The sequence below is a fragment of the Nitrospirillum iridis genome (genome assembly GCF_014205765.1).
GTDB classification, from domain to species: domain Bacteria; phylum Pseudomonadota; class Alphaproteobacteria; order Azospirillales; family Azospirillaceae; genus Nitrospirillum; species Nitrospirillum iridis.
Window position 1 is genome coordinate 254,699 of the sequence record NZ_JACIIZ010000002.1, and the last position, 17,659, is coordinate 272,357.

Annotated in this window: 12 protein-coding genes; 5 read left to right on the forward strand and 7 right to left on the reverse strand. The window is 66.3% G+C overall.

Annotation, left to right across the window (positions count from 1 at the left end; translation table 11 throughout):
- Positions 1-110: 110 nt before the first annotated feature.
- Entirely contained in the window at positions 111-803 is a 693-nt protein-coding gene (locus FHS74_RS04150; protein ID WP_184797743.1) for a Spy/CpxP family protein refolding chaperone, read from the reverse strand.
- Between the two features lie 249 nt (positions 804-1,052).
- Between FHS74_RS04150 and FHS74_RS04155 the strand changes: the two genes are divergently transcribed.
- Positions 1,053-3,767 carry a response regulator gene (locus FHS74_RS04155; RefSeq protein ID WP_184797745.1) on the forward strand — a complete coding sequence of 905 codons (2,715 nt, stop codon included), beginning with the start codon at positions 1,053-1,055 and terminating at the stop codon, positions 3,765-3,767.
- Between the two features lie 91 nt (positions 3,768-3,858).
- Here the strand turns inward: FHS74_RS04155 and FHS74_RS04160 are convergent, their stop codons facing one another.
- From FHS74_RS04160 to FHS74_RS04175, 4 genes are all read right to left on the reverse strand, one after another.
- Positions 3,859-4,704 carry a ProQ/FINO family protein gene (locus tag FHS74_RS04160; protein WP_184797747.1) on the reverse strand — a complete coding sequence of 282 codons (846 nt, stop codon included), beginning with the start codon at positions 4,702-4,704 and terminating at the stop codon, positions 3,859-3,861.
- A 571-nt stretch (positions 4,705-5,275) separates the two neighbouring features.
- Positions 5,276-5,686, reverse strand: a complete 411-nt coding sequence (locus tag FHS74_RS04165) for a helix-turn-helix domain-containing protein (protein WP_184798261.1) — start codon at positions 5,684-5,686, stop codon at positions 5,276-5,278.
- Between the two features lie 551 nt (positions 5,687-6,237).
- Positions 6,238-8,133: a methyl-accepting chemotaxis protein gene (locus tag FHS74_RS04170; protein WP_184797749.1), complete on the reverse strand. Its 1,896-nt coding sequence runs from the start codon at positions 8,131-8,133 to the stop codon at positions 6,238-6,240.
- Positions 8,134-8,323: 190 nt separating this feature from the next.
- Positions 8,324-9,553, reverse strand: coding sequence for an acyltransferase family protein (locus FHS74_RS04175; RefSeq protein WP_211106096.1), 1,230 nt, complete (start codon positions 9,551-9,553; stop codon positions 8,324-8,326).
- A 180-nt stretch (positions 9,554-9,733) separates the two neighbouring features.
- Between FHS74_RS04175 and FHS74_RS31110 the strand changes: the two genes are divergently transcribed.
- Positions 9,734-10,591 (forward strand): LytTR family transcriptional regulator DNA-binding domain-containing protein, encoded by an 858-nt coding sequence (locus FHS74_RS31110; protein ID WP_184797751.1) that lies wholly within the window; start codon positions 9,734-9,736, stop codon positions 10,589-10,591.
- Positions 10,592-10,842: 251 nt separating this feature from the next.
- The gene (locus FHS74_RS04185; RefSeq protein WP_184797753.1) at positions 10,843-11,802 is read left to right on the forward strand and encodes a PAS domain S-box protein; all 960 of its coding nucleotides are present in this window, start codon (positions 10,843-10,845) and stop codon (positions 11,800-11,802) included.
- A gap of 20 nt (positions 11,803-11,822) precedes the next feature.
- Here the strand turns inward: FHS74_RS04185 and FHS74_RS04190 are convergent, their stop codons facing one another.
- Positions 11,823-13,010, reverse strand: coding sequence for an acyltransferase family protein (locus FHS74_RS04190; protein WP_184797755.1), 1,188 nt, complete (start codon positions 13,008-13,010; stop codon positions 11,823-11,825).
- Positions 13,011-13,165: 155 nt separating this feature from the next.
- Between FHS74_RS04190 and FHS74_RS04195 the strand changes: the two genes are divergently transcribed.
- The gene (locus tag FHS74_RS04195; protein WP_184797757.1) at positions 13,166-14,176 is read left to right on the forward strand and encodes a LytTR family DNA-binding domain-containing protein; all 1,011 of its coding nucleotides are present in this window, start codon (positions 13,166-13,168) and stop codon (positions 14,174-14,176) included.
- Positions 14,177-14,266: 90 nt separating this feature from the next.
- Positions 14,267-15,457, forward strand: coding sequence for a tetratricopeptide repeat protein (locus tag FHS74_RS04200; RefSeq protein WP_184797759.1), 1,191 nt, complete (start codon positions 14,267-14,269; stop codon positions 15,455-15,457).
- Between the two features lie 92 nt (positions 15,458-15,549).
- On the opposite strand, the gene FHS74_RS04205 is transcribed toward FHS74_RS04200, so the two are convergent.
- Positions 15,550-17,487 (reverse strand): alkaline phosphatase family protein, encoded by a 1,938-nt coding sequence (locus FHS74_RS04205; RefSeq protein ID WP_211106097.1) that lies wholly within the window; start codon positions 17,485-17,487, stop codon positions 15,550-15,552.
- Positions 17,488-17,659: the final 172 nt, after the last annotated feature.

Sequence of the window (17,659 nt, forward strand, 5' to 3'; positions counted from 1 at the left end):
GTCTTCAAAAAAGGCGGCACCCAAAAGGCGGCCAAAGAAAAACGGCGGTGGATCCCAACGATCCACCGCCGTCTTCTTCTAAGGCGCGCTTCTCGGCACGAACCGCCAGATCAGTTGGCGTCGTCCATATCCGGCGGCGGAGGCGGCATGTCGCCGTCGTCATCGCCGTCGGGGCCGGGACGGCCCGGGCCACCGTGCATGCCTTGGTCACCATCACCCATGCCCGGATGCCCGCCGCCGAAACGCGGGCCGCCGAAACCGTGATGACCGGGGCCATGATGGCCGCCCGGGCCGAAGCCATGGGCCAGCATCTGGTCGGCCTTTTCCTTCTGCTCCGGCGTGAAGCTGGCGTACAGCGGGGTCAGGACGGCCTTCATCTCGGTGAGATGCTTGGCGTGCTCGGTCGCCATCTTCTCGGCGCGGTCCAGACGCTCGGTCAGCGCCGGCGGGGCAGGGGGCTCCACCGGCTGGCCGGCCTTCTTCGCCGCCTCGATCTTTTCCCAGCGCGCCTTGTGCTCGGCCTCGAACGTCGCGGCCTTCTGCTTCATTTCCTCGGCATCGGCGCGGACCAGGGCCTCGAACTTCTTCCACTGCCCTTCCTGGGCGGCAGTGATTTTCAGTTCAGCCTTCAAGAAGGCCAGCCGGCCATCCACATGTTCCCAGGGACCACCGTGGCGGCGCTCTTGCGGCGCCGGCGGCTGGCCCGGGCGGTTACCGTCCTGGGCGAAGGCGCCGGCCGCAACACCAACGGCAAAGACACCGACCGCCAGGGTCGACAAAAGTTGAGTTCGGAAGCGGGACATGGATCTACAAGCCTCGTCAGATTCGTCTTCGCCGTTCTAGAACCGGCTTGACGGATATACGCGCCAACTTGGAAAAGCTGTCGCTGAATGCTGACGAAACCTTATGAGGAATGTCTTCGATCCAGTATCTGCGATAGTCTGACACAAGCGGCCGCCTGGTGATTTCGGCGCGGCCAGCCAAAGGGAACAGCCTGGTGAAACGGTGGGTTTCCTGAAAAGGGGGTAGGCGCCCCAAGGGGAAGATGGCCAATGCAGGATGGGGACGAGGCCATGTGGCCGGATGATCAGGATGGGGGCGGCAAGCCCCGGCGGACGGATATCGTGCCGCCCTGGAAAGTCCTGGTCGTCGACGACGATGCCGAGGTCCACGCCCTCACCCGCATGGTTCTGAACCGCCTACGCTTCCGCGACCGCAAAGTGGAGATCCTGTCGGCCTATTCCGGTGCCGAGGGGTTCAAGGTGCTGACCGACGTGCCGGACGTCGCCGTCATCCTGTTGGATGTGGTGATGGAAACCGATGATGCCGGCCTGGTGCTGGCCCGCCGGATCCGCCGCGACCTGGGGTATGAGGCGGCGCGCATCATCCTGCGCACGGGCCAGCCCGGCATGGCGCCGGAGGAACAGGTCATCGTTGACTACGATATCGACGATTACCGCCCCAAGGCGGACCTGAGCGCCGCCCGCCTGACCAGCACCATCATCACGGCGCTGCGTTCCTATGGGCACATCGTGGCGCTGGAGGAGAACAAGCGGGGGCTGGAGCGCATCATCGACAGCGCCGCCACCCTGTTTCAAATCCGCTCCATGCGGGATTTCGCCACCGGCGTGCTGACCCAGGTGGGTAGCTTCCTCAGTTGCGCCCCCGTGGGCGTGGTGTGCGTGCACGCGCTGGAGGGCCAGCCCCTGGGCGTGCTGGCGGCCAGCGGCGTCTACGCCCACCTGAACGACCAGGTCGGCGGCGTCATACCCGGCGCCGACCTGATCGAACGGGCGCTGGTCACCAAGCGCTCGCTGTTCGTGGATGAATTGAGCGTGCTGCACATTTCCAGCCGCGAGGTGGGACGCACGGTGGTGCTGATCAAGGCGCAGGAACCGCCATCGGCCATGGACCAGCGGCTGCTGGAACTGTTCGCCACCAAGATCCCGGCCGGCTTCGACAATGTCAGTCTGCTGGAAGGATTGGAGGGGGATGTCGCCCGCCGCACCCGGGACCTGAAGGCCACCAATGCCGCGCTGACGGAAAAGCAGGAGCGGCTGGAGCGTCAGGCCCATGATTTGGCGGTGCTGGCCCGGGACCTGGACCGCGCCCGGGTGCAAGCCCAGGCCGCCAGCCAGAGCAAGTCGGAATTCCTGGCCAACATGAGCCACGAGATCCGCACCCCCATGAACGGCGTCATGGGGATGGTCCAGCTGTTGCTGGACACGCCCCTGACCGAGGAACAGCGGGGATTCGCCCAGGCCATCCGCGAAAGCGCGGAGGCCCTGCTGGGCGTGATCGACGACATCCTGGACATCTCCAAGCTGGAGGCGGGCAAGGTCGATCTCGACATCGTCGACTTTTCGCTGGGCGGCCTGCTGGACGGTGTCGCCACCATCCTGGCGCCCAGGGCCCGGGAAAAGGGCCTGGCCTTCCGCACCCGCCTGCTGGTCGGCGGGCCCGGCGCCAACGACGGGGAGGAGGGGGCGGGCGATCGCCAGGTGCTGGTGCGGGGCGACCCCACCCGGCTGCGTCAGATTCTGGTGAACCTGGTGGGCAACGCCGTCAAGTTCACCTCGCGGGGGGAGGTCGAGGTGGGGCTGACCCTGACACCACAGGCACGCGCTGGGGCCAAGGCGTCCCTCAGCCTGCGGGGGGAGGTGCGGGACACCGGCATCGGCGTCAACGCGGAGCAGGCCGCCCGCCTGTTCGAAAGCTTCAGCCAGGCCGACACCTCGATCACCCGGCGGTTCGGCGGCACCGGACTGGGCTTGGCCATTTGCCGGCAGCTGGTGCAACTGATGGGTGGCACCATTGGCGTCTCCAGCGAGCCGGGATCGGGCAGCACCTTCTGGTTCACGGTGCCGCTGGAGCCAGCGGAGCAGCCGTTCCACGAGGATTTCGGCGCCCGCTTGCCAGTCAGCCGCCCCTCGCCGGCGGTTTGGGGCGGGAGCGGCACCCCGCCCGGCCCCGCCCAGGGCAGGGGCGCCGGCCGCTGTGTCCTGCTGGTGGAGGACAATCCTGTGAACCAGGAGGTGGCCAGCCTGATGCTGGCCAAGGAGGGGTTCGAGGCGGTGTTGGTGCAAGACGGCGTCGACGCGCTGGAGGCGGTGCGTTGCCGCCGCTTCGACCTGGTGCTGATGGACATTCAGATGCCCCGCATGGACGGCATCGAGGCCACGCGGCGCATGCGCGCCATGGGCGCCCGGATGCCCATCATCGCCATCACCGCCAACGCCATGACCGGCATGCGCGAGGAATACCTGGCGGCCGGCATGGATGATTATGTGGCCAAGCCCTTCGACCGGGGCCACTTCATCGGCAAGGTGGTGCACTGGGCCTGCGGCCCGTCGGTTGAGCCGGAAACGCCACAGCAGCCGGTGGCCAACGTCCCCCCGCTGTTCGGCATCCTGGCGGAGGACAGGCTGGGTGAGCTGGCCGCCATGGCCGCCCGGCCGGACTTCATCCGCATCGTCAGCGGCTTCCTGACACTGGGCAAGCAGCGGGTGGAGACGCTGGCGGAGGCCGCCCGCAACCGGGACCTGAAGGCCTTGCGCGCGGAGTCGCACGACCTGATGGCGACGGCCGGCACCTGCGGCCTGATCCGGTTGCAGGATCTGGCCATGGCCCTGCACGAGGCCTGCGTGGCGGCGGACCTGGAGCGCGCGGTCGCCGTGGCCCAGTCGGCCGTCGAGTTCGGCCGCCAGGACTGGGAACTGCTGCGCGAACGTTTCCTGTCCGACGCCGAGGAACAGCCCTCCGCCTGAGCCGCCCTTCCGGCTCGCCAAGGAAAACGGCCGCCCCATCGCTGGAGCGGCCGTTTTTCTGGGAGCCGGGATACTTTGAAGAAGAGCGGTCTTATTGGAAGGTGGTGTCCAGGGCGCGCAAGGTCCACAGCGCCTGTTCACGTTCCTCGGGTTCGATCCGTTCCGCCCGGGCGCCGTCCAACGTGACACGCCGGGTGTTGCGCACCACGGATGCCAGATAGGTCGGGTGGGCGCGGTAGACGAACAGGAAGGACTCGGCGATGGCCATCATGTCGGCGTCGCCAAGCGCCCGGGCCAGTTCCTTTTCCACCGTCAGGCTCAGCGGCACCGGGGCTTCCGGGAAGGCTTCCGGGAAACGGCGGCTCAACTGGGCGTGGACCCGGGCCAAATCCTCGGGCAGTTCCAAGGGCGTGCCGGCCACGCGGGGCAGGGAGATGGCATTGCCGTCGAAATCGTTGACCACCACGCGGGGCGGCCACAGGACGTGCGGCCGGTCGCTGGCGTCATCCTCCCGGCCACGGCCGCCGGCATGGGCGGGGCGGGTGGTCGGACGGGCGGGACGGCCGCGCTGCTCGCCGCCGAAGGGGCGGCCCTCACGGGTGTCCTGCGGACGGTTTTCCAGGGCGCGGTAGTTGGGGCGGAAATCGCTGTCCGGCCGCTCGTAGTCATAGTGCGCCGGACGGTAGGGCGCCTCGCCACGGGGCTGCCGGCGGTCCGGAAGGTCGGACTCGGGCTGGCGCTCCCCACGGTCGAAGCGGCCACCGTCGCGGCTTGCGCCACCGCCACCATGGTCGCGGCTACGCACCGGCGTCGGCGTACGCTCCAGCACGACGACGCGCTTTGTTGCGCCGCGGTCGCTGACCGTACCGCGCTGCGCGGCGTCGAGAGTTAGTTTAGTTTCAAAGCCCAGCGGCTTCTTGAGAGATAAAGTTGTCATGGCATCCATCCCGGCTCAAGGCAACGATACCAGCTTTTTGCTGCGGTGCCGCAATCAGAAAGTCAGTTCCGGGCCCTCGTTTGATGCAGCCTTGATTTAACCAGCGTGCATGCCCCGCGCGCTCGCGTGCCAAGGATGTCCCTTCCGGTCGAAATCGGGCCGCACCCAAAGGGTGTGGACGAATGGAAAGTTAATGAAACCGGAAGCGAAATGAGTAATGGGTTGGAACTGCTCGGCGGTGACCCCAGGGTGGTGTCATCTTGCCCCATGACCACCACTATCAGCCTCAGCGGTTAAGGAAAGTTTTACAAGGTTCACGTGCGGCGGCCGTTCGTTGCACTCTTCACGTTTTCGCCACGCATGTCCGCTGCGCGCTCGTTGCAGGGCGGGCAATGGTCGCATCCCTGTCGAAGACTTTGGCCCTGGGTGCTGCTCCAACAAAAAAGCCGGACGATGACACGATCGTCATCGTCCGGCTTCTTCAATCCTTCAGCGGCACGGATGGTTCCGAACCATGCCGCAGCGCAAAACGGATAGGCCTGGCGGTCCCCCGGATTGGTCCCTACCGGGATCAGCCGTTATGGCTGGCCAGGGACTTCGCCAACGCCATGATGCTGTCGCGAACCGAGCTTTCGGTGATGCGGGAATAGGCCCGCACCAGTTCCAGGGTCTCGCGCCGTTCACTGGGCGGGCGGCCGCCTTCCACCGCCGCCTCGATGGCGGGGGCGGGAATCTGGCCCTGAGGGCCCAGGCCGTCGAAGAAGAAGCTGATGGGAACGTCCAGAATCTGGGCGATCTTGTGCAGCATGGAGGCGGAGATGCGGTTGGCGCCCCGCTCATACTTCTGCACCTGCTGGAAAGTCAGGCCAATGGCCTCACCCAGCTTTTCCTGGCTCATGCCGATCAAGGTGCGGCGCAGGCGCACGCGCCCACCGACATAGCTGTCGACACTTGTGCCGTTCTCTTCCTCGGCGGCGAGCATGGTGCGCTTGCGGGTCTTGCCCCGGCCGCTGTTGGGCTTTTCTATCGTCGTCATTTCCTAAATCCTGTCGCACGTGAGGGGCAAGGCAGTCTCCCCAGCATCTCCACAGGCAGGGGATATGCGGGGACTTGGCCTTTTTGATCACCGCCATCAAGGGCCGACACTCGGCACCCCCAGCACGGATCGTCGCCTATGTCCATCCTCTGGCACGGGGGCCCTATCCCCGCAGCCTCCAGCCAGCGAACGCCAGGCGGGGGGAGAGGGAAATGGGGCCCGTGCCAGCACGGACCAACACAGAACATCGTAAACAAGTTTACATGCGGTAAATAAGGGAATTCGCTTATGCCTGACAGGCTACAAAGTAGGGAATAGGACGCCCCGCGGCATCCCCCTACTGCGGAGGTAGTCCTTTATGCGCCGCCCGCGCGTCCCGTTTCACGGCTTCTGGCGAAAAGATGCGCGGGCCACCCCCTGTTGCCCGGGCAAGGAGAGGCCCGTCCCGCGGTCCGGGTTATTCTGCGGCCGACTCGGCCGCCGTGGGAACGACCGCTCTATGCCGCCACGATGGCGGACAGGAAGTCGGCGACGGCGCGTTGCAGTTCCTGGGCCTGCACCGACAGGTCGCTGCTGGCGCTGAACACCTGGCTGGTGGCCAGGCCGGTATCGTTGGCCGCCCGGGCCACGGTGCCGATGTCGCCACCCACCCGGGTGACCCCCTGGGCCGCGTCGGTCATGGTGATGGCGATGGCGTGGGTGACACGGGCCTGGTCATTGATGGTGCGGGAAATACCGTCGTTCACCTGGTCGATACGCTGCACCGCCGCCACGATCTCGCGGAAGGCCTGCACCGATTGGGCGATGGCGGTCTGCATGGCGGCGATTTCCTGCTGGATGTCCTGGGTGGCTTGGGCCGTCTGGCCGGCCAGGCCCTTGACCTCGCTGGCCACCACGGCGAAGCCGCGGCCGGCGTCGCCCGCCCGCGCCGCCTCGATGGTGGCGTTCAGGGCCAGCAGGTTGGTCTGGCCGGCGATGGACTGGATCAGGGCGACGACGTCGGTGATCCGGCGGGAGGCCACGGTCAGCCGCTCGATCAGTTCGCTGGTGCCCTTGGTGCTGTCGGCGGTGGTGCGGGCCAGCTTGGCGGCCTCGGCCACGCTTTCCAGGACGTGGGCCGTCGAGGCGCGCAGCTCATCGGCGGCGGTCACGGCACCCTGGATGGTGCCATTGGCGGACTGGGCGGCCGTTTCGGCGGCGCTGGCGGCGGTGGAGGCGCCGGCGGCGGTGCGCGACACGGCGCGCGCCGTTTCCACCAGGCCATGGGCGGCCTCGGTGACCGACCCCAGGATGCGGCCGGCCTTGGTCTCGAAGCTCTGGGCCGTGTCCTCCAAGGCGCGCCGGCGCATTTCCTCCGCCCGCGCGCGCTCCTGGTCACGTTCGGTATTCAGGCGCTCCACGGCACGGGCGTTGTCACGGAAGACGGACAGGCTGTCCACCATTTCGCCGATCTCATCCTTGCGGGCGGCCGGCAGGGCCACGTCCAACTGGCCCCCGGCCAGCGCGCGGGTGGCTCCGGCGACGGCCAGCAGCGGGGAGAGCACGCCCCGCATCAGGAACGCGGCCGCCAGCCCGCACAGCACCAGGCCCAGCACGGTGCTGACCAGGATGCCGCGGTTCAGATCCTCGATGACGCCCAGTCCCGCCTGGTTGCCGGCGCGCACCTGCGCCTGGTCGCCCTTGGCCACCAGCTTCATGGCCTCCGCCATGCGGTCGAGATGATCGTTCAGGCCGTCCACCTGGGCCGACAGCTTCAGCAACTGGTCGGCGGGCGCCGCCGAACGGCCGGCCAGGGGCTTCAGCGCCATCGCCGTTTCCTGCAGGGCGTCGAATTGGGTCTTGGCCATCTGCACCTTGGTGTCGACGTCCCCCAAGGGGCTGTTCTCATTCGCAGCCTGCGCCCGTTCGCGCGCGGCGACACGGCGCACCTCGTCCAGGCCGGCGGCGTAGGTGGTGGCGATGGCGCGCAGGGAATTGTTCAATTCGGCCGGTTCCGCGACGGCCAACGTACCCATCAGCGTCTGGGTCAGCAGGACCTGCACCTGCATGTTCTTCAAGGTCGCGGCCAGGCCCAGATCGGCCATGGCGCCATCGGTCTGGGCGGTGGTGCCCTCCAGGATGGCGCGGGATTGGCGGGCGATGCCGATGCCGATGGCGCTTTGCAGCAGCACCAGGAACAACAGGGTTCCACCCACGGCCAGGAACTTGGACCGCAGCCGGGTGGGATGCGGCACCAGGCGGCCCAGGCCGCCCGCCACCCACCCCAGGGCACGAAGGCCACCGATGGCGGCCCGGCTGGACAGCAAGGGCGCCAAGCGGGCGTTCAGGGCGGATGAAAAGGCTGCGAGACGGTCGAGAGCGGGGGCAAAGCGGATCGAGGATGTCTGGCGCATGCGGGCGACCGTCCTGGCAAGGGCGAAAGTGGCCCGGACGCCGGGCCGGCGCCTGGGGCGGCATCACCTTACAAACCGCCCCGCCCCAGGGATAATCACAGGGGCGTGAAATTTAGGTTTAAACTTTGCGACACTCCGAAAGAATTTTCATAAAAAGCAATCCTATCTTCCGCATAGGATTGGCGGCGGCCTATGCCTGCGCCGCCTGCGTTTGGCCTTGCGGCTCCGTTGTCTCGGTTTGGATGGTGGGGGCGAGACGCTTGAGGCCGAACCACGGGCGCAGGATGTTCACGCGCCTCACGACCTCATAGGTGGCGAAGCAGCCGCCGAAGGTGATGATCAGGATGATGGCCGCCTCCGCCCCCGAGGGCAGGCCCAGGGGGGCCAGATTATGCCCCGCCACCACGATGATGGTCTGATGCACCAGGTAGAAGGGAAACACCGCCTGCACCAAATAGCGTAGCGTTGGACTGTCATGGCTCAGATGGCGGGCCCCGAAGCCCAGCACGGCGACGATGGCGCCCCACTGCTGGGTGGCATAGACGACGCGCATGATCGCGCGCAGGCCCAAGGGCGGGGTGGGGCCGCCGAAGGGATGGGCCCAGGTGTAATGGGCGACCAGGGCATAGGCTGGGACGGCGATGGCCAGCCCCCACCAGCGCAGGCGGATGAAGCCGTCGCGCAGAGACAAGGATTTGGCGATGAGGAAGCCGAAGAGGAAGGCGGTGAAAGACAGGAGGTGGTTGTACCAGTCGTGAATCATCCAATGGGTGATGGGAAAGCGCAGTTCCAGCAGGTCCAGCGCCACCAGCGCCAGAAGGGGCAGGGCCAGCAGGCGCCAATCGGTGAGTTGGGCCTCCAGCATGTCGCCCAGCGCGCGCAGGCGCGGGCCCGCCAGCGCCAACAGGGCCGATAGCGCCAAACTGTAGATGAGCAGATAGGACACGAACCACATGTGGTTATAGGTGGGTGTGGTCAGGCAATCGCCGATCCGACACCAATGCCCGCTGCCCGTCAGGTATTTCAAGTAGAAGGCGGGGTAAAACGTCTCCACCGGCGTCACCGCCTGCTCGATGACCTGATAGTAGGTCTGGGGTGGCACCAGCACCAGGACCGCCAGGATCAGCGGCGGCACCAGGCGGGCCAGCCGCACCCGGGTCAGGGCGCGCACGGTCATCTTGTCGGCCATGAAACGGGTGGCGGCGCCGGACACCAGGAACAGCAGGGTCAAGCGCCAGGGGCTGGTCAGCATCAGGATGGGCGCCATTTCCGGGATCGCGCGGGGGCTTTTCACGTGCCATTCCCACGGCCCGTAAAACATGCCGACGTGGAAGGCGATCAAAGTGAAAAACGCCAGCACCCGTATCCAGTCCAGGTCGGGACGCCGGGTTCCACTGGGCGCTGTGCGGGAAGGCATCATGTTTCTTTCGGCCCCTGGTCGTAGGACGTCTGTCCGATGGCAGCCTTGGCGGCGATGGCCTACGCTGAATCGCGAAGCGAAAGGCGGCCATTTCCGTGACGCGGGCGGCGGAATTTCCGGGACCGGCGGGGACGGATGGCTGGAAAGCAGGGACGAACGGGCGAAAAATTGAGACAAGCGGTGGGCCGACTTTCCGCGTTCTGGGACACCCCCAACCTCAAGGCCTGGGCCTTGGTGTGGCTGGGATTCGCCTTTCTGCCCACCACCATCAACGCGTTTTCCATGCTGACCGATTACGCGCGGACCAACCGCGCCATCCCGGCGTGGGAGCCCTTCCTGTGGGAATATTCCAGCGGCGTGGCCCTGCTGCTGGCCTTGCCGCTGGTGCGCTGGTCCATCAACCACACCCCCGTGTGGGCGGAGGCGCGCCTCCGCTTCATCGGCCAGTACGCCGCCACGGCGGTGGTTTTCAGCCTCGTTCACCTGAGTGCGATGATGCTGCTGCGCACGGTGGCTTACGGGGCGTTGGGGCAGAGCTACGATTTCGAGGACTGGCGGAATGACCTGCCCTATGAGTTCCGCCGGGATCTGCTGACGTATCTGCTGGTCGTCCTGGTGGTGGTGGGTGTGCGCCACCTGATCCGCCTGTCGCGCTCCCTCGCCCTGGTGGAGGCCACGGCGGCCAGCCTAGCGGCGGCGGGTCGCGAGCGCCCACCCGCTGCCGCCCCCTTACGCCTGGAGGTGAAGGTGGGCTCCCGCCGGCTCTATCTGAATCCGGCCGACGTGCTGGTGGTGAAATCCGCCGGCAACTATGTCGAGGTGATCACAGCGGAGGCGGCCTACCTCGTCCGCCGCACACTGGCCGAATTCCAGGCGGAGCTGCCAGTCACGGTCTTCGTGCGGGTTCATCGCTCCTATCTGGTCAATCGCGCCGCCATCGCCCGGACGGACGGCCGCCCCTCGGGCGATATGGACATCACCCTGACCAACGGCGCCGTCGTTCCGGTCAGCCGCCGGTATAAATCAGAGCTATTCTAGAATAGATGTATGCCCATTCGATTATCTGCCGCGCCCCGACGACAGCGCGCGGTATAGGTCTAAGGTCCGTTTGAAGTGCGATGGGGCGATGGGCCACAGTGTCCTTGTCGATGGGACCTCGCTCTTCCGGGGATTTCGCGGAAATCCTTGAAGCGCGTCCCGGGCGATGGGCGCACAGAAAAGTCCGGCCTTGCCGGTGCTTTCCAGCGTCGACCTTGTTTTTTTGGGTTGGTTGGAGGCACTGCCGACCGATGGAAGCCTTGTCCCCGCACGCCATGTTGGCCGCGATCGTCGATTCCTCGGATGACGCCATCATCAGCAAGACCCTGGATGGCACCGTCACCAGCTGGAACGCGGCGGCGGAGCGTCTGTTCGGCTACACGGCCGAGGAAATGCTGGGTCAGAACATCGCCATCCTGGCCCCGCCGGGGCGCGAAGGGGAAATGCCCAGCATCCTCGCCCGTCTGAAAGAGGGCGACCGGGTCAGCCATTTCGAGACCCTGCGTCGCCACAAGGACGGCCACGTGGTGGAAATCTCGCTCTCCGTCTCGCCGATACACGACCAGGAGGGCACGCTGATCGGCGCCTCCAAGATCGCCCGCGACATCGCCCAGAACCGCCGGTCACAACGCCAGATATCCTTCCTGATGCAGGAGGTCGATCATCGCGCCAAAAACGCGCTGGCGGTGGTGCAGTCGATCCTGCGCCTGACCCGGGCGGACACGGTGGAGGACTTCGTGGCCCTGGTGGAGGGGCGCATCTCCGCGCTGGCCGCCATCCACAGCCAGGTGGCCAGCCGGCAATGGGTCGGCACCGACATGGACAGCCTGGCCCACATTTCCTTCGACCCCTTCGATCCGGAAGGGGCGCGGGTCACCCACGGCGGCCCGCCGACGGTGCTGGGGCCGCAGGCATCCCAGGCGGTGGGCCTGGCGCTTTACGAGCTGGCGGGCAACGCCGCCCGCTTCGGCGCGCTGAACCATCCGGACGGCCGTGTCGACCTGTCCTGGCGGCAGGAGGAGGACGCGCTGTCGCTGAGCTGGCGGGAGCGGGGCTTGAACGATGTCCGCCCGCCCCAGCGCAAGGGCTTCGGCCTCACCGTTTGCCAGCTGTTGCTGGCGGGGCAATTGGGCGGACATCTCAATTTCGACTGGCAGGACGGCGGCTTGGCGCTGGGCATCAGCCTGCCCAGCGCCAATCTGATGAACTGAGCGCCGCCGTCCATCGCGCCTCAGGCGGTTTGGGGCCGCACGGCCATCCGGCCCGCCCCCCTGGGCTTCAGGCCGAACCAGGGCCGCAGCATGGTCACCCGCCGCACCCCCTCGTAAACCCCCAGGCAGGTACCGAAGGTGCCGGCCACCAGCAGGGCGGCTTCCAGCCCCTGCGGCAGGCCCACCTTGGCGAGATAGTGGCCCAGGACCACGGTCGCCGTCTGATGCACCAGGTAGAAGGGGAAGACCGCCGGCACGAGATAGCGCAGCGCGGGGCTGTCATGGTTGAGATGGCGGGCGCCGAAACCCAGCACGGCAGCGATGGCCGCCCACTGGTCGGCGGCATAGACGAAGCGCATCACGGCGCGTAGCGCGTCCGGCGGCGTCGCGTCATCGGCGCGATAAATCCAGAAATAGGTGGCGACGGTGGCGTAGGACAGAACGGCGATCAGCAGGGCGGGCCGGCGCAGGCGCAGGAAGGCTTGGCGCAGTGTCTCGGACTTGGCGGCCAGGTAGCCGAAAAGGAAGGCGCTGAACGACAGGGCGTGGTCGTACCAGTCGTTGACGATCCAATGGGTCATGGGGAAACGGTCCAGCAGCGCATAACGCATCAAGCCCAGCGCCAGGATGGGCAGCACCAGCAGGCGCCAGCCCCGCAAGCCCGTCTCCAAAGCCCGCTCCAGCCGCTTCAGCCCGGCCGCCATGGTTGTCAGCATCAGGGACAGCGCCAGGGTGTAGGCCAGCAGATAGGCCACGAACCACATGTGGTTGTAGGTGGGCGTCATCAGGCAGTCGGTCCCCCGGCACCAATGGCCGCTGCCGGTGACGTATTTCAGATAGAAGGCGGCAAAGGGCGGCGCCTGGTCCGGCACCTTCTCCACGATCTCGAAAAAGCTCTGCGGCGGCACAATGACGAAGATGGCCAGCAGCAGGGGCGGTAGCAGGCGGGCCACCCGTGCCCGGGTCAGGGCGCCCACCGCCATCTTGTCCGCCATGAAGCGGGTGGCGGCACCCGACACCAGGAACAGCAAGCTCAGCCGCCAGGGGCTGGTCAACTGCATGATGGGTTCCAGCGCCGGCACCGGGTGCGGGCTTTTCACATGCCAGTCCCAGGGCACATAGAACATGCCCACGTGGTAGAGGATCAACAAGAAGAAGGCGATGACGCGGATCCAGTCCAGATCATGGCGGCGCGCGGCGGCGGGCATCGATGGCGTGTCCTCTCACAAGGGCCCTTGATGGCGGGCTGATGGGGCTGGCCCGAGGGCTGGCGATGGCGCTACGCTGTCACCGCGCCGCCCGGTTCCGGAAGACCCGGGGGAATGGGCGGCGGGACAAGGGACATGAATGGGAGCGGGCGGCGATGTTCACGGCGCCAACGGTGGAAAAAGCGGCGCGGCCGGTGACGCTGCCAGTGTGGCCCCTGCCGGCGCGCACCACCTGGGCACTGGTGTGGCTGGTCGCGGCGCTGCTGCCCACCACGGTCAACATCTTCTCCGTCCTGACGGAACACGCGCGTGGCGGCAAAAGCGATATCGCCCCCTGGGAACCGATATGCTGGGAGTATTCCAGCGCCATCGGCAGCCTGGTCGCCCTGCCGTTGATCTATCTGGTCGTCGACCACGCCCCTGGATGGGGGCGGGCGCCTTGGCGGACCTTGGCCCTGCATGTCCTCACGATGCTGGTCTTCAGCGTCGTGCATGTCGGTATCATGATGGGGCTGCGGGTCCTGATCTACGACGCGGTTGGCTGGACCTATCGCATGGGGCCCTTGGCCCGGGAGTTCCCCTACGAATTCCGCAAGGACATGCTGGCCTATATGATGGACGTCGCCATCCTGATGGGCGGAAGGCAACTGGTGCGCCTGTCGCGGGTGGTGGCCCTGGTGGAGGCGCAGCAGGCCGCCAGCCTGTCCCCGCCAGCGGCCGCCGCGGGCCCGGCGCCCGCGCCCGAGACCCCGCCACGCATCGAGTTGAAGGTTGGGTCCCGCCGCGTGTTCGTGTCCCCGGCGGAGATCATCCAGGTCACCGCCGCCGGCAAATATATCGAGGTCATGACCGCCGAGCGCGTCCATCTGGTCCGCCGGTCGCTGGCCGACGTGCAGGCGGAACTGCCCGCCAGCCTGTTCGTGCGGGTTCATCGTTCCCGCCTGGTCAACCGGGCCGCCATCCAACGGGTGGACACCCGCCCCTCCGGCGACCTGGACATTACGTTCAACACCGGCCTGACGGCGACCGCCAGCCGCCGCTACAAGGCGGAGTTGCTGCGCACCGACGTCCCCGCGCCGCCCGCCCCGGCGCCAGGATTGGACCGGGCGCGCGGGGCCATGCTATCTTCCGATCCTGGCCCATCGACGGGCCCACGGTCCGCGTGAAGGGCGCAGCCCAGTCGTAATGCCGATTCCCGAACCTTGCTTCCTGCCCGAACGACGCGGACACCGGGCGCCCCTGGAAGGAAGGTTTCCATGACCGACGAAGCGCCGCCACGCGCGGCGCGGGCCTTGCCCGCCCGCCCTAGCCTGGAACATTTGAGGAAGGAGGCGAAGCGGCGATTGCGCCTGCTGCGCCAATCCAATCCGATCGCCACCCTGGCCGGCGCCCAGCGCGATGTGGCGCGTGACTACGGCTTCGCCAGTTGGCGCCGCCTGGTGGCGCAGGTGGGCCCGGCGCTGACGGCGGGCCCCGACCTGCCCTACGATTGGGGGGAGGCGTTCAGCCAAACCCTCTCCGGCGCGGAAGCCCTGGGCGGCCTGGATGCCGCTGAGGCGGAATACCGGGCCTTGATCGCCCACAAGCCCACGGGTCTGGCGCATCTGGAAGCCACCTTCGCGCTGTTCCTGGCCACGCGCCGGAACAAGGGGGACGAGGCGCGGCTGATCTTCGCCCGGTTGCTGCGCACGCCCACGCCCGACATCCTGGCCCACTACGCCGGTTTCGCACGCGCCATCGGTGACGCGGACGCCGACCGCCAGGAGATGCTCTACCAGCAGGCGCTGGCGCTGGCGGATGATCCGCTGGCGCTCAACCACTATGCCTGCTTCCTGTGGTATGAGCGCCAGGATAGGGAAAACGCCCTGAGGTGGTTCCGGAAGGCGGCGGAACGGGGCAGCGCCTATCCCCTTGTGGATGCCGCGGCCAAAGGCACATACGCGGTGATGCTGTGGGCGGCGGGCGATGCGGTGGCGGCCGAAACCTGGTTCCGCCTGGCGCGGGCCCGATCCCGCCGGGACGTGCCGATGATCACCCTGACCTTCGCGGCCTTGCTGACGGCGACCAACCGGGCCGGTGAGGGCTTGGCCCTGCTGCCGGAGGTATTGGGCCATCCCCAGCTGCGGACCCTGCCGCCAAATCTGGCGCGCTGGCATGACCTGGTGGCCTGGTTCCTGCGCTATGCCCATGGCGACGATACCGCGCGTGATTTGGCGCTGAGGGAAATCCGCACGGGCCTGGCCGGATGGCGCCCCTTCATCGGTGAAGGCCCCGACCTGGCGCGCAACGCCGAGGCGGCCGCGATCGCGGGACATCCGGACGCCGGACTGGTCGCCGCCTTGGCCCGGATCCTGGCGCCACGGGGGAAGGGGATCGATGACGCGTTGGCGGCCCTGGAGCACTGCCCGGGATGGCGCGCCGGGGCGGGTTCCCAAGCCGTTGATTGACGGGGCAAACGCCCTGGCCCGTCTGCATCAAGACGGGTCAGGGCCTTGTCGACAGCATGACCACACCCGCCGCCAGGGCGGGTCGTTGGTACTCAGCCCTTGGGGGCGGGCACCTTGGTCGGGTTATGCTTGGCCGCCTTTGCCGCCTCCACCCGGTTCAGGATCGAGGAGATGTAGGCGCGGGCGTCCCCGCGGGTTTTAACCGCCGCGTGCCTGGCCTTCACGGCGACGACATCTTCCGGCGTTTGACCGGACAGTTCGTAATCGGCCTTCCGGGCCACATACAGGGCGCCCGCCAGGTTCCCGGTTGTCGGCACCGCCTCGTTGTCGGGGCGGCGCTTGGCGGCCTGTGCTTCGGTATTGACGGCGGGGGGCGGCCCCGGGGGGAACCCCTGCGGGCAATCCGTCCGTGGCGTGCTGAGCGACAGCAAGGACAACAAGTCGTTCGCGGCCGCGTCGCGCTTGGTCAAAGATCCCAAATTGAACAACGTCTCCAGCGTCTTCAGCACCGAGGTATGGTCATAGAGCGTGTGATCGACCGTACCTGCCGGAATCAGGGGGGAGATCACCACCGCCGGAACGCGGACGCCGTATTGTTCGAAGTTGAAGCCGTAGGTGTTGTAGCCATAGTCCGGGTTGTCGCCCGGGGCCGGCGCCGGACCGGGCGCCACGGAGTCATAAAACCCGCCATGCTCATCATAGAGCACGACAAGCAGGCTGCTTTCCCAATAGGGGGAATTGCGGATGCAGCCATAGACGTATGCCAGCAAACCCTCGCCACCATACATATTGTCCATAGGATGCTGGGACGAACCGCCGGCATAGGTATTGTTGACGATGTCACCGTAATGCGGCTCGATGAACGTATAGGGGAAGGGATAGATCGTCTGCAGGTCGGGTCCCAAGGTGCCCACAGAGTTGATATCCGTCGAGAAGATGCCCGTCAGGGAAGCCACTTGGGTCACAGCCCCCGCCGCCGACCCTGCGGCGGAATCGTCACTGAACAGGCTCAGCAGCGCGCCGTTGGCGTCATTGTACAACCGATAGGGGATCCCGCCACCGTCAAGCGCGGCGAAGATCGAGCCGTTAGGATATTTGAACCCGTCGACCGTCTCCCAAGTCGCGATCTCGCCGGTGGTGGGGCTGGTGTCGAGACCGGATGACGACGCCCCATGCAGGAAAAAGCGGTTGGGCCAGGTGGGGCCGGGCAAGGATGAGTGCCAGTTGTCGCAAATCGCGAAACTGGTCGCCAGCCCATAGATAACCGGCAGCACCGTCGGAGTATCAAAACACAGCATGATGTCGCCCAACTCCGCTGTGGTGGGCAAGCCCGTGTCTTCGCTGGTCGAGGTGGCGTAATTGGCGACAAAGCCGGAATTGTTGATCGTCGGATACGGCCCATTGGTGGGATAGGACGCGTTGGCGCCGGCCAGTTGTTCAACCACATCGGGGAATTCATGCCCGGGGTCGGTCGGCATATTGTACGGGGCGCCCGTTCCAACGGAATAATTGTTGTCGTTGTAGGAGTTTGAGTCACTCGATGTGGCGGCGGTGATGCCGGAAATTCCCGACAGCGCGAAGATATTATCGAATGAATGGTTTTCCAGCATCACCACGAACACATGAGATATCTGGCCCGATGGACTGAGCTTCTGCATGCCACAGGTGGTTCCACCAGAATCAAGGTTGATGGACAGCTCCGACGTGCTGATAGCGAACGTGGGGGAGGAGCTGTCGTCACCGCTTTCCAGCTCGCACTCTTTCCAGTTCACATCAAGCTCGCTCAAGCTCACATAGGTACCGGCATTCGGTCCATCGGAGACGACGGCCATCGCCGCCCACCAATCCGTGACGCCCCAGCCCGACGGGCCGGTTTCGAAATAAACCGTGAGCGGACCGACGGTCTCGTTATTGGCGGCAGTCCACGAGCCACTTTGTTGCCCATTGGTGGAATTGGTGTGGAAAAGAAAAATTTGCGCCGTTCCGCCAGTATTATTTTGAATTGATATACTTGCCGACTGCGTAGACATGGGAGAAGCCCTCCTTCATGGTTCATGGCGTCCCCGGCTTTATCGGGGAGGGAAGACGCCGTGATGATTGGAGCGGCAACTGGGCAAAGGAAAGAAGATAATTAAGATCAAAACGATTAGGAATATGACTAATTCTTTTAAATTCCCGCATCTGTATAAATACGGTGGAACT

What these genes read in the sequence shown, in the direction of transcription:
- FHS74_RS04150 (WP_184797743.1), bottom strand. Translation starts at nt 803, where the DNA reads ATGTCCCGCTTCCGAACTCAACTTTTGTCGACCCTGGCGGTCGGTGTC.
- FHS74_RS04155 (WP_184797745.1), top strand. Translation starts at nt 1,053, where the DNA reads ATGCAGGATGGGGACGAGGCCATGTGGCCGGATGATCAGGATGGGGGC.
- FHS74_RS04160 (WP_184797747.1), bottom strand. Translation starts at nt 4,704, where the DNA reads ATGACAACTTTATCTCTCAAGAAGCCGCTGGGCTTTGAAACTAAACTA.
- FHS74_RS04165 (WP_184798261.1), bottom strand. Translation starts at nt 5,686, where the DNA reads ATGCTCGCCGCCGAGGAAGAGAACGGCACAAGTGTCGACAGCTATGTC.
- FHS74_RS04170 (WP_184797749.1), bottom strand. Translation starts at nt 8,133, where the DNA reads ATGCGCCAGACATCCTCGATCCGCTTTGCCCCCGCTCTCGACCGTCTC.
- FHS74_RS04175 (WP_211106096.1), bottom strand. Translation starts at nt 9,553, where the DNA reads ATGATGCCTTCCCGCACAGCGCCCAGTGGAACCCGGCGTCCCGACCTG.
- FHS74_RS04185 (WP_184797753.1), top strand. Translation starts at nt 10,843, where the DNA reads ATGGAAGCCTTGTCCCCGCACGCCATGTTGGCCGCGATCGTCGATTCC.
- FHS74_RS04190 (WP_184797755.1), bottom strand. Translation starts at nt 13,010, where the DNA reads ATGCCCGCCGCCGCGCGCCGCCATGATCTGGACTGGATCCGCGTCATC.
- FHS74_RS04195 (WP_184797757.1), top strand. Translation starts at nt 13,166, where the DNA reads ATGTTCACGGCGCCAACGGTGGAAAAAGCGGCGCGGCCGGTGACGCTG.
- FHS74_RS04200 (WP_184797759.1), top strand. Translation starts at nt 14,267, where the DNA reads ATGACCGACGAAGCGCCGCCACGCGCGGCGCGGGCCTTGCCCGCCCGC.
- FHS74_RS04205 (WP_211106097.1), bottom strand. Translation starts at nt 17,487, where the DNA reads ATGTCTACGCAGTCGGCAAGTATATCAATTCAAAATAATACTGGCGGA.